This is a genomic window from Oscillatoria sp. HE19RPO (assembly GCF_024220515.1).
Lineage (GTDB): Bacteria > Cyanobacteriota > Cyanobacteriia > Cyanobacteriales > Laspinemataceae > Laspinema.
In genome coordinates this window covers 1-11,557 of the sequence record NZ_JAMXOT010000291.1, presented here as the reverse complement: position 1 = coordinate 11,557, position 11,557 = coordinate 1, and the positions used below count along the sequence as shown (strand labels likewise).

The 11,557-nt window shown below is 47.2% G+C and carries 9 protein-coding genes; 3 read left to right on the top strand and 6 right to left on the bottom strand.

Features of this window, described 5'->3' with window-relative positions; genetic code table 11:
• Positions 1–485 precede the first annotated feature (485 nt).
• The 3 genes from NG833_RS23640 (at position 486) to NG833_RS23630 (ending at position 6,155) form a co-directional block, all read left to right on the top strand.
• Positions 486–1,637 carry an NAD-dependent epimerase/dehydratase family protein gene (locus NG833_RS23640; protein ID WP_254567726.1) on the top strand — a complete coding sequence of 384 codons (1,152 nt, stop codon included), beginning with the start codon at positions 486–488 and terminating at the stop codon, positions 1,635–1,637.
• 294 nt (positions 1,638–1,931) lie between these two features.
• Positions 1,932–3,065, top strand: coding sequence for a glycosyltransferase (locus NG833_RS23635; RefSeq protein WP_254567725.1), 1,134 nt, complete (start codon positions 1,932–1,934; stop codon positions 3,063–3,065).
• A 513-nt stretch (positions 3,066–3,578) separates the two neighbouring features.
• Positions 3,579–6,155, top strand: a complete 2,577-nt coding sequence (locus NG833_RS23630; RefSeq protein ID WP_254567724.1) for an adenylate/guanylate cyclase domain-containing protein — start codon at positions 3,579–3,581, stop codon at positions 6,153–6,155.
• A 24-nt stretch (positions 6,156–6,179) separates the two neighbouring features.
• On the opposite strand, the gene NG833_RS23625 is transcribed toward NG833_RS23630, so the two are convergent.
• From NG833_RS23625 to NG833_RS23600, 6 genes are all read right to left on the bottom strand, one after another.
• Positions 6,180–7,010: an ABC transporter permease gene (locus NG833_RS23625; RefSeq protein ID WP_254567723.1), complete on the bottom strand. Its 831-nt coding sequence runs from the start codon at positions 7,008–7,010 to the stop codon at positions 6,180–6,182.
• Positions 7,011–7,243: 233 nt separating this feature from the next.
• Positions 7,244–7,657 carry a 6-carboxytetrahydropterin synthase gene (locus NG833_RS23620; protein ID WP_254567722.1) on the bottom strand — a complete coding sequence of 138 codons (414 nt, stop codon included), beginning with the start codon at positions 7,655–7,657 and terminating at the stop codon, positions 7,244–7,246.
• A gap of 11 nt (positions 7,658–7,668) precedes the next feature.
• Positions 7,669–8,412 carry an SDR family NAD(P)-dependent oxidoreductase gene (locus tag NG833_RS23615; protein ID WP_254567721.1) on the bottom strand — a complete coding sequence of 248 codons (744 nt, stop codon included), beginning with the start codon at positions 8,410–8,412 and terminating at the stop codon, positions 7,669–7,671.
• A gap of 314 nt (positions 8,413–8,726) precedes the next feature.
• Entirely contained in the window at positions 8,727–9,521 is a 795-nt protein-coding gene (locus NG833_RS23610; protein WP_254567720.1) for an ABC transporter ATP-binding protein, read from the bottom strand.
• A 179-nt stretch (positions 9,522–9,700) separates the two neighbouring features.
• Positions 9,701–10,750 (bottom strand): ABC transporter substrate-binding protein, encoded by a 1,050-nt coding sequence (locus NG833_RS23605; protein ID WP_254567719.1) that lies wholly within the window; start codon positions 10,748–10,750, stop codon positions 9,701–9,703.
• Positions 10,751–10,847: 97 nt separating this feature from the next.
• Positions 10,848–11,297, bottom strand: a complete 450-nt coding sequence (locus NG833_RS23600) for an NUDIX domain-containing protein (protein WP_254567718.1) — start codon at positions 11,295–11,297, stop codon at positions 10,848–10,850.
• Positions 11,298–11,557 lie beyond the last annotated feature (260 nt).

Sequence of the window (11,557 nt, the reverse complement as noted above, 5' to 3'; positions counted from 1 at the left end):
GTTGAACGGGAAGGAAGGTGTAGGGGCGCAATGCGCAGGCCCCAGGGCGTATGCAATACGCCCCTACATTGACGGGGCTACTCCGTTGATCCATCACTACGAACGAACGTTTTGGAGAGTTTATTTTTTGGAGTTCCCTACGAGTGAGTGACGTGGCGATCTCTACGTCAGAAGAACCCCACCCTAACCCTCCCCTTGCCAAGGGGAGGGGACCGGAAGGAAGTCTGGTAAATCCAGAAGAACCCCACCCTAACCCTCCCCTTGCCAAGGGGAGGGGACCGGATGCGCTGGCAAATCCAGAAGAACCCCACCCTAACCCTCCCCTTGCCAAGGGGAGGGGACCGGATGCGCTGGCATTTTGTAGTCTGGTATTCCTTAATGCAGATTTTTTGCGGAATTCTGTCAAGTCGCTGGGGGGAAATATCCCACAGGTGGCACAAACCTGGTAGAGTTACCGAGTATTGGCAAGCAAGATTCATCTACCTATGAGAGTCCTGGTTATTGGCGGTGACGGCTATTGCGGTTGGGCAACTGCGCTTTACCTATCCAATCACGGTTACGATGTCGCAATTTTAGATAGTTTGGTGCGTCGGCATTGGGATGCACAACTTTGCGTTGAAACCCTAACACCGATCGCCCCGATTCAGCAACGGTTGCAGCGTTGGCGCGATCTAACTGGCAAGTCTATTGATCTGTTCGTTGGGGATATCACTGATTACGCTTTCTTAAGTAAGGCCCTCCATCAGTTTGAACCGGATACGATTGTTCACTTTGGTGAGCAGCGATCGGCCCCCTTTTCGATGATTGATCGTGACCATGCGGTTCTCACTCAAGTGAATAACGTGGTGGGAACTCTGAATCTGCTTTATGCCATGAAGGAAGATTTCCCTGACTGCCATTTGGTGAAGTTAGGCACAATGGGCGAGTATGGCACGCCAAATATCGATATTGAAGAAGGCTATATCACCATTGAGCATAACGGGCGCAAAGATACCCTCCCCTATCCGAAGCAACCGGGAAGTTTCTATCACTTAAGTAAGGTTCACGATAGTCACAATATCCAGTTTGCTTGCAAAATTTGGGGTCTGCGTGCCACAGATTTGAACCAAGGGGTGGTTTATGGGGTCCTGACGGAAGAAACCGGCATGGATGAGATGCTAATCAACCGCCTCGATTACGATGGCGTGTTTGGGACGGCACTCAATCGCTTCTGCATTCAAGCAGCAGTGGGACATCCCCTGACTGTGTATGGCAAAGGCGGACAAACCCGAGGATTTTTGGATATTCGGGATACGGTACGCTGCATGGAACTGGCGATCGCCAACCCAGCAGAACCCGGACAATTCCGTGTCTTTAACCAATTTACCGAACTATTCAACATCGGTGAACTGGCAACGAAGGTGCAACAAGCAGGGATGGCAATGGGATTGAAAATCGAAATCGACCACCTGGAGAACCCCAGAGTCGAACTCGAAGAACATTATTTCAATGCCAAAAATACCAAACTGCTAGATTTAGGGTTACAACCCCATTATCTATCTGATTCCCTACTCGATTCTCTGCTGAATTTCGCCGTCAAATACCAGAACCGAATCGACAAAAATCAGATTCTACCCAAAGTATCTTGGCGACGTTAAACCCTGTTGTTTAGCAGCATTCGGTGAGACTAAAGGATTCTATATCCTGCCTAAATTTATCAGGAATTACGCAATCTTTAAGATGAAACCCTAATAAATGTAGAGGCGATTCGCGAATCGCCTCTACATTAAGAGGAGATTCTCAAAATCTGCGTAAGTCTTGTTTCTGAACAGGAGTGCGAGCTTCTAGCTCGCCAGTTAAAACAGCTAGAATCTCGCACTATCATTTATCCATTGAAAATGCTGAAGTTGCTCATAGGCTGACCTAAAATCCTTGTGTAACTAAAATTTGATATGAGAATCGCACTTTTTACCGAAACCTTTTATCCCAAAGTTGATGGCATTGTCACCCGACTTTGCCGCACTGTCGAACAACTGCAACGTGCTGGCGATCGCGTCCTCGTCTTTTCTCCCGACTACGGCATTACTGAATACAAAGGAGCCGAAGTTTATGGCGTCACCGGGTATCCCTTACCCCTCTATCCCGAACTCAAATTAGCCTTTCCCACCCCATCCTTACGGCGCAAACTCGAAGCCTTTGACCCGGATTTAATTCATGTGGTTAACCCTGCTGTGTTAGGAGTCGGGGGAATTTACTACGCCAAAAGTCTGAAAATCCCCTTAGTCGCCTCCTACCATACCCACCTCCCCAAATATTTGCACCATTATGGGTTAGGTGTCCTAGAACCCTTGCTTTGGGAACTGCTCAAAGCCGGTCATAATCAAGCGGAATTGAACTTATGCACATCAATGGCAATGGTGGAAGAATTACGAAACCATGACATTGAACGGGTAGATTTGTGGCAGCGTGGGGTGGATACGGAGTTATTTCAACCTCATTTAGCCAGTCGAGAAATGCGCGATCGCCTCAGTCAGGGGAATCCCGACAGTCCCCTGCTGCTGTATGTGGGACGACTCGGTGCCGAGAAAGAAATCGATCGCATTAAACCCGTCCTAGAAGCCATTCCCGATGCCAGATTAGCCTTAGTCGGTGATGGACCCACCCGGCAACAACTCGAACAACACTTTGCCGGAACCCCCACCCATTTTGTCGGCTATTTACATGGAGAAGAATTAGCCAGCGCCTTCGCCTCTGCCGATGCCTTTATTTTCCCTTCCCGAACCGAAACCCTGGGTTTAGTGCTGTTAGAAGCAATGGCAGCCGGTTGTCCCGTGGTTGCTGCCGCCAGAGGAGGGATTCTGGATATCGTCACCGATGGGGTCAATGGATGCTTGTTTGATCCCGATGAGGAGAATGGTGCGATCGCCGCCACCCAACGCCTCCTCGCCAACCAAATCGAACGCCAATCCCTCCGCCAAAATGCTCGCAAAGAAGCCGAACAATGGGGATGGCAAGCGGCAACAGCGCAACTCCGGCGCTATTACCAAACCATCCTAGATGCGGGTAGTTTACCTCTAGCTGCTTGAGGGGTCATTGGTCATTGGTCATTGGTCATTGGTCATTGGTCATTGGTCATTGGTCATTGGTCATTGGTCCTTGGGGGATGGGGTGGATAGGGAAGATGTTTGTAGTAACGACTTCAGTCGTTACCGCGTGACTTGGCGAATGCCAAGTCACGCACCCATGTCTGGAGCCTCCAGTTCCTTCACAGGCGCTTAATCCGCTCATGGTGCTTGTCACGGCTTGAGCTAGAAACGACAGCAAGTCGTTACTACAAACGAAGAGAACGACAGCAAGTCGTTACTACAAACGAAGAGAACGACTTCAGTCGGGACGTTGAACACCAGAGAACGACTTCAGTCGGGACGTTGAACACCGGAGAACGACTTCAGTCGGGACGTTGAACATCCTCCCCCATCCCCCAAGGACAAATGACAAATGACAAATGACAAAGGACAAATGACCCACCTCCCCACATTTCCCAGGGGTAGCGTACCATAGAGATCAGGCAAATCTGAGCCGGTAAGCGTTGATAAAACATGACATTTTCAGGCACTGGTAGCGTTCTAGCGGCTTTAACTCGGGTGGGTCGCATGGGGGAGTTGACCCGGCGGGTCAAGGATATGCAGGTTGGCGAATTTGTCTGCATCCTTGATTTTATTACGGCAGAATTTCAACAATGTCTGCTGGCGATCGATCTGATTAATAATGAAGCGCTCGAAATTCTGTTAGAACAGCTACTTGATGCCTTCACCCTCAAAATTAGTCAAATCCTGCAAGCAGAAAAGACGACTATTTTTTTAATTGACCAAGAGAAAGAGCAACTTTGGTCAAAAATTAGCCAAGATGAAACCGGGAAAAGTACCGAAATCCGATTACCCATCCATATCGGCATTCTCGGTCATGTTGCCTGCAATGGCGAAAGTGTCAATATTGCCGATGTTCGCAATCATCCTTTATTTCAAGCAGAAGTAGACGAACCCCCGGGATGTGACCCGCGAAATCTTCTCTGTGAACCGATTTTTAGCAGCAAAGACACCGATCGCGTGGTGGCGGTGGTCCAGGTCCTGAATAAAATCGGGGAGGTTCCGTTCAACCGCGAGGATCAGCTTCAATTTGCCGGGTTTGCCTCTTCGATCGCGATTATTCTGGAAAGTTGTCAGTCTTTTTATGTGGCAGCGAGAAATCAACGCGGGGTGAGTGCGTTACTGGAAGCAACGACGACTTTAGGTCAAAGTCTGGACCTGGAAACGACGTTACGCGCTGTGATGGACCGCGCCAAGGATTTAATGCAGGCCGATCGCAGTACCCTATTTTTACTCAGCAAGGAAACCGAGGAACTCTGGACGAAAGTCGCCAAGGCAGATGGCAAAACGATGGTGGAAATTCGGATTCCGGCGAATCGTGGCATTGCCGGTTATGTCGCTTCTACGGGTCAAACTCTGAATATTCACGATGCCTATTTAGACCCTCGGTTTGACCCGACGATTGACCGGAAAACGGGTTATCAAACCGCTACGATTCTTTGTATGCCGGTTTTTAATGCGTCGGGGGAGTTAATCGGGGTGACGCAACTGATTAATAAACAGAAGGGGAGTTTTAATTCTTCCGATGAAGCGTTTTTGCGCGCGTTTAATGCTCAGGCGGGAATTGCATTGCAAAACGCGCAATTGTTTGAGAGTGTTTTGCTAGAGAAGCAATATCAAAAAGATATTTTAGAAAGCCTTTCCGATGCGGTGATTTCCACCAATATGGACGGTAAAATTGTCACGATTAATGAGGCGGCGTTAGAGTTGCTGGGATGTCCGATTCAGAAGGATGACCGCAAGGAAAGCGATCGCCAGTTTCAGATCCAGCGGGAAAATAAGCAAAAACTGCTGTTGTGGCAGCAAAAGCTACAAGGCCGCTATGTTTGGGAAGTGGTCCCGATTGACAATTTGAGATTTCGCTTACAGGATGCGTTACAAAATGCAGCAAGGCATTTCGTCCCGGAACAAAGTCTGACCATTGGGTTAGTTAAGTTGGATGAAACGAATATGGAAAGTGCGATTTTGGTGATAGGCGATCGCAACAATCCGGAGTTTTACATCCCTTGGAATGAGCCGGATGAAAATTCCATAAAATACCCCAAAAGTCAAGTTAAAGAAATCGAACGCAGTCTCAACCTCACGGTGAATCCTTTAACCAACCCAGAAGGGGGAGTCCGGGGTGGATTAGTGGTTTTGGAAGATATTAGCCGGGAAAAACGGATGAAGACCACCATGTATCGATATATGACCCCTGGGGTGGCGGAACGGGTGATGGCATTAGGGGAAGATGCTTTAATGGTGGGGGAACGCAAAGAAGTCACTATTTTATTTTCGGATATTCGCGGTTATACAACCCTGACGGAAAACCTAGAAGCGGCAGAAGTTGTCTCGCTTTTAAATAACTATTTCGAGACGATGGTAGAAGCGGTATTTAACTGCGATGGCACCTTGGATAAATTTATTGGGGATGCGTTAATGGCGGTATTTGGGGCACCGTTACCCCTGAAAGACCATGCTTGGAAGGCGGTACAATCGGCTTTAGATATGCGTCGGCGTTTAGATGAATTTAATCGTCAGCAAAAAGAACACAATATTCGCATTGGGATTGGGATTAGTTCCGGGGAAGTGGTTTCTGGAAATATTGGCAGTCAAAAGCGGATGGATTATACGGTGATTGGGGATGGAGTAAATTTAAGTGCGCGGTTAGAAAGCGTGACAAAGGAATATAAATGTGATATTATTATTAGCGAATTTACTTATCAACTTTGTAGCGATCGCATCTGGGTACGCGAGTTAGATAAGATTCGGGTCAAGGGGAAAAATCAGGCAGTGGGGATTTATGAATTAATCGGCGATCGTCAGACTCCCCTAAATGCCGAAAAACAGAAATTCTTAGACTTTTATAGCGCCGGACGTGCCGCCTATATCTCCAGAAACTTCTTAGAATCGATTACCCTTTTTCAATCCGCAGGCGCAATTTACCCCGAAGATCAAGCGGTAAAAATTCACATTCAAAGAGCGCAAGATTATATTAAAATGCCACCGCCAGAGGACTGGGATGGCGTCCATACGATGACGACCAAGTAATATGATTCTGACAAAAATGGTCCGTTAACTATCCCGTTTAACTGACCCTTCATGCCATTCACCTAAGACCCAATCCGATATCTTGGATAACAAAGTAAAAATCAAAATTCCCAGAATCGTCACCAACAATAAGGCGGCAAACATTCTGGGAATTTGCAGATTGTAACCAGCAATCAGCATTTGATAGGCAATCCCGGAATCGGTCCCGCCAGTCCCGGCGACAAATTCTGCAACCACGGCACCAATTAAGGATAATCCCCCGCTAATCCGCAATCCTGATAAAAAATAAGGTAAGGCACTCGGTAGTCTCAAATACCAGAGGGTTTGCCAGCGTGAGGCTTTGTAGAGGATAAATAAATCTCGTAAATTGGGGTCGAGGCTATTTAAGCCAAAGGTGGTATTAGAAATAATTGGGAAAAAGGCGACAATCCAGGCACAAGCTACCAAAGCGCCAAAGGTATAGTCTTTAAACCAGATAATAATTAAAGGTGCGATCGCCACGATAGGAGTGGTCTGTAAAACAATCGCATAAGGATACAGACTTTTCTCAATCCACTTACTTTGAGACATCAAAATCGCAATCATTAACCCCGAAATTGCAGCAGTTATAAAAGCCACTACCGTAATTTTCAAAGTAATGAGTAAAGCGGGAAACAGAATCGGCCAATCCTTAATTAAAGCCTGGAAAATGACCGAAGGTTTCGGCAATAAATATACGGGAGTTTCGGTGACTTCTACCCCAATTTCCCAAGCAGATAACACCAGAATTCCCACTACAATCGGCGCAATGGTATCCAGAGAAAATAACTTATTTTTCTTCAGTTTGGCTAAAATTAAAGCAATATCTTTGTTCATTTTATTGGATGCAGTAATTGGTGAATCGGTTCTGTCCGAAAGAGTTAACCCGTCCGGAGTTGAGAGGATGGATACATCAATCGACCCAAAGGGCATCCGTACAAAATGGGTGAGAAACCGGGTTTCTGTCAAAAATTTGGGCAATTCATCATAAATTTGGGTGAGAAACCCGGTTTCTTGTCCCTGGGGTAAACTATAGCAATCCTCTAGTCAGGGCGGACAGTAGCAGTTCTCTAGGTTCCCCGATAAGTCACACAATCGTTGTCGGTTTCATACAACTGCATTTCATAGAGCAACCCGGGGGGTAACTTGGGTTCGAGCATATTCCAAAAGACTACCACCATATTTTCAGCGGTGGGATTGATGCCTTTGAAAGCGGGGACATCTAAATTAATATGCTTGTGATCCACCTCCTCCAAAATGGCGGCATCAATGGCATCTTGAAGGTCAAAGAAATTCATGACAATCCCCGTTTCCGGATTAACTTCTCCCCGGACTGTCACCTTTAGGGCATAGTTATGACCATGACCATTAGGATTGTTGCATTTGCCAAAGACTCGGCGATTTTCTTCATCGGATAAGGCATCGCTGTGGAGACGATGGGAGGCGCAAAAGGTGACGCGACGGGTGATATAAATCATCGACATTGAGAAAACTCCTAAGCATTACTAAAAATTTCGAGGTTAGCGCCGGTGAGACATTTCGCTTGATAATCGTCCGCTAAAAAGACGATGGTGCGCGCCACATCATCTGGGGTGGTTTGTGTTTTTAGAAAGGGCGCAGCTTGTTTGAGAAGAACTGTATCCACGGCACCGGGGGAAACGCTATTCACGCGAATTCCGTGGGGTTTACCTTCTACTGCGAGGGAATCGGTGATGCCAACTACTCCGTATTTACTGGTAATGTAACTGGTGAATCCCGGGAATTTATCGGGACCGCGAATACCGGAGAGGGAGGCGACATTGACGATCGCACCGCCATGAGATTGAGCGATCGCACGGCGAAAAAACTCCCGGCAATATAAGAATATCCCGGTGACATTCACCGCCATGATCCGTTCCCAATCCGCCAGTTCAATTTGGGTAAAATCGGTGACTTGCACCATTCCGGCATTGTTAATTAGGATATCCACCCGACCGAAGGTGGCGATCGCCTGGTCAAAAACCGCCTGAGTCTGTGCCTCGGAACTAACATCCGCCGGATAAACCACAACTTGCTCCGGTGAACATTCAGTGGCGATCGCCCCTCTCACCTCCTCCAGTTGCTCCGCATTCCGACTGACAAGGACAACAGAAGCGCCAAGCTGTGCCAACTGCCGAGCAGTGGCGGCACCAATCCCCCGACCTGCTCCCGTGACAATGGCAACTCGTCCCGTTAAAGATTTCTCCAAATGATTCAGCATCTCCTTCTCGTAGGGGCAAGATTCTATAGAAAACGGCGCTAGAACTCTGGTTGATTGACTCTACTTCAAAGAAACCGTAACTCAGAACCAGGGGTTAATTATAGCAAAATGTTGAGCCATCTTAGCCAAAATAATCCAATCATCCGGCTGCCCGTTGAAACCCCTCTATCCTGTCAAACCGCCTGAATCCCAGGGAATTTGAGCAGGATAGAGGGGAAAGAATCACCGGGGTTTAGTGAAGCGCTTCATCCCTGATAAAGCATCATTCTTTATCCTGGAGATGCCTGGAATCATCCTGGACTTTGATAGCAGAATTAGACCGAGAAAAATTGCCGGGGGGATTCCTGGGATTGCGGATCCATTGCTTCAGATAAAGCCGCATAGACTTGTTGACAATAGTTGAGATACCGCTCAGAAGTCCGAAACGATTCTGTGCGGGGTAACGGTTCATCGATGGTAATTTCAGCGCTCGCCCGTCCCGGATTCGCCCCCATCACCACCACTCGCTTGGAGAGATAAACCGCTTCATAAATATTATGAGTCACAAAAATGATGGTTTGACGTTGGTGATTCCATAACGAAAGTAACTCATCATTGAGGTTAGTGCGGGTGATATCATCCAAAGCCCCGAATGGTTCATCCATCAGTAAAACCCGGGGTTCAGTAACAATTGCCCGAGCAATGGAAACCCGCATTTTCATCCCCCCAGAAAGCTGCCGGGGATAGGCATTCGCAAATTTTTCCAGTCCGACTAATTCCAAGGTTTTGGCGATAGAGGTATCCGCCATTCTTTTGGAGATTCCCATCAGTTTTAGGGGTAAGCGAATATTATTTTTGACCGTATTCCAAGGCATCAAAGCCGGGTCTTGAAAGACGAACGCAATCTGTTGTTTTAAGGTGCGATCGGCCCATTCAATTGTCCCCCCACTGCTCTCACTGAGTCCCGCAATAATTCTTAAAATCGTACTTTTTCCGCATCCGGAAGGGCCAACCAAACTCACAAAATCTTCCCGATTCACCTTCAGATTGACATCCTTTAAAGCCACCACCCCATTATTAAAAACCTTACTCACATCGCTGATAGTAATCGCCGGTTCCGGGTTTATCATGTTTTCTTGTCACTCAAAAAAGTTTTTATTTGTAGCCTGCGGAGGCAGGCTTCGTCCTGTGAGCCTCCACCCTTGAGGGTGCGGGTTTTTTAACCCCACAATGTAGGGTTGATTCGCGAATCAACCCTACAGGGAGGCTTTTATTTTCTGCTCAATCATGGGATGAGAACGCACAAATTTTAAGACAAGTAATAATCTACCCCCTTATTAATAAACTCTAAAGTGTAGGCATCGTTATAGATGGGTTTGTCCTCTAAAACCCCAGCAGTTACCAACTGGTCAAACAAGGTTTTCCATCGTTCATCAGTCATCGCCCCAATGCCGAGGGTGGAGGCATCTCCCGACTTAATCAGATCATACTCCGCTATCTTACCCAGGGAAAAAGCCAGCAACTCATCCGACATTTCTGGATTGTCTTGCTGAATTAACTCATTTCCCAGGGCGGGATTGTCCAGATAGCTGTACCATCCTTTCATAGAAGCATCGACAAAGCGATGAACCAAATCCGGTTTAGATTCAATTAATTTATGAGTGGTTTCCAGGGTGAAATTATAAGGATTCAATCCCGTTTCACTTAACAGTAAAACCACGGGTTTAAACCCGCCTTCTTTTTCAATCATAAAAGGTTCTGAAGTCAGCAATCCCTGTTGAACCGAATCTTTGTCCAGCAAAAATGGCGTAACATTGAAATTATAAGGGCGTTGCTGGTCTTGAGTATAACCGTACTGTTTTTCCAGGAAAGGCCAATAAATACTACTCAGTCCCGGAACAATAAACACCCGTTTTCCCTTCAGTTGCGCCAACGAATCATTGCCGACACCGGGATGAGCTAAAAACGCTTGAATTTCATTTTGAAAAATAGCAGCTATAGTCACTTTGGGAATCCCTTGATCCGCTGCTTGGAGCGCATTCACTGCTTGTCCGATGCTAAAATCAACTAAATCCCCCATCAACAATTGAGTCACATTCCCTTGGGGCGGGAGGGGTCTAATTTCTACATCGAATCCATAGTCTCGATAAATCCCGGTTGCCAGGGCCTGATAAAATCCGCCGTACTCCGCTTCAGCTTTCCAGCTTAACCCCACTTTAACTTTGTCCAGTTTTCCATTCGCTGTGGAGGCGGAAGGTTGCGTTCCACGATTCGTACAACTGGTCAAGAGGCTAGTTCCTATCGCCAAGGAACTCATTTTCAGAAATTGGCGACGTTTGAGATGATTAAAATTAGTCATGGTTAGTCATTAATGGTAAAGGACAGATTTTTTTAGGGGATCGGGACCGGATTAGAGATGAGATAGAGAGGGGAAGTAACTGGGTTGGTTGACTCGTTCAATCGTCAATCCAGTTGAGATAATGTTCAACCAGAACGCGGGTGTAAGTATTCAAAGAATAGTTGAGTGCCTCTTGTGGTGTCACCCAAACCCATTCCTCAATTTCATCATTAGGAATCACCGCTTCTGTGGTGGAACGGGCATAATAGTTCATCATAATAAAGTGAGCTTCCCGATAAAATTGCGGGTCTAAAACCGCCTCTTGCAACAGTGCCCAGCGGATCTCCACCAGGTCCAGTCCCACTTCTTCCCGAAACTCCCGTAATAAGGCCGCTTCCAGGGTTTCTCCCCAATCGACTTTACCACCGGGGACCCCCCACAACCCTCGCCATTTCGTGGTTTTGGCAATCAACACCCGACTGCTAGGGCCACAAACCAGCGCCCCTACGGTACTTAAAGGAAAGGTTTGAACGATGGATCTGGGTGAAACCAATGATGGATCGGGCATGACTTGTAATCCCTGGGGTAATCGATAAACAGACGGAGGGAAGGTTTTGATGATCTCCGGTAGAGATTAGTGTAACAACCTCCGTCCGTCCCAGGCTATCCTGGTGATGATTGAGATGGGTTAGGGAACTCCAAAAAATAAAACCTTCAAAAAACCCGCACCCTGAAGGGTGGGGCTACACGGACAAAGCCCGCCTGCGCGGGCTAAAAGAGCCTTGTTAGGTGCGATCGCATCAAAGCAAGGATGATTTATTTGTTGGA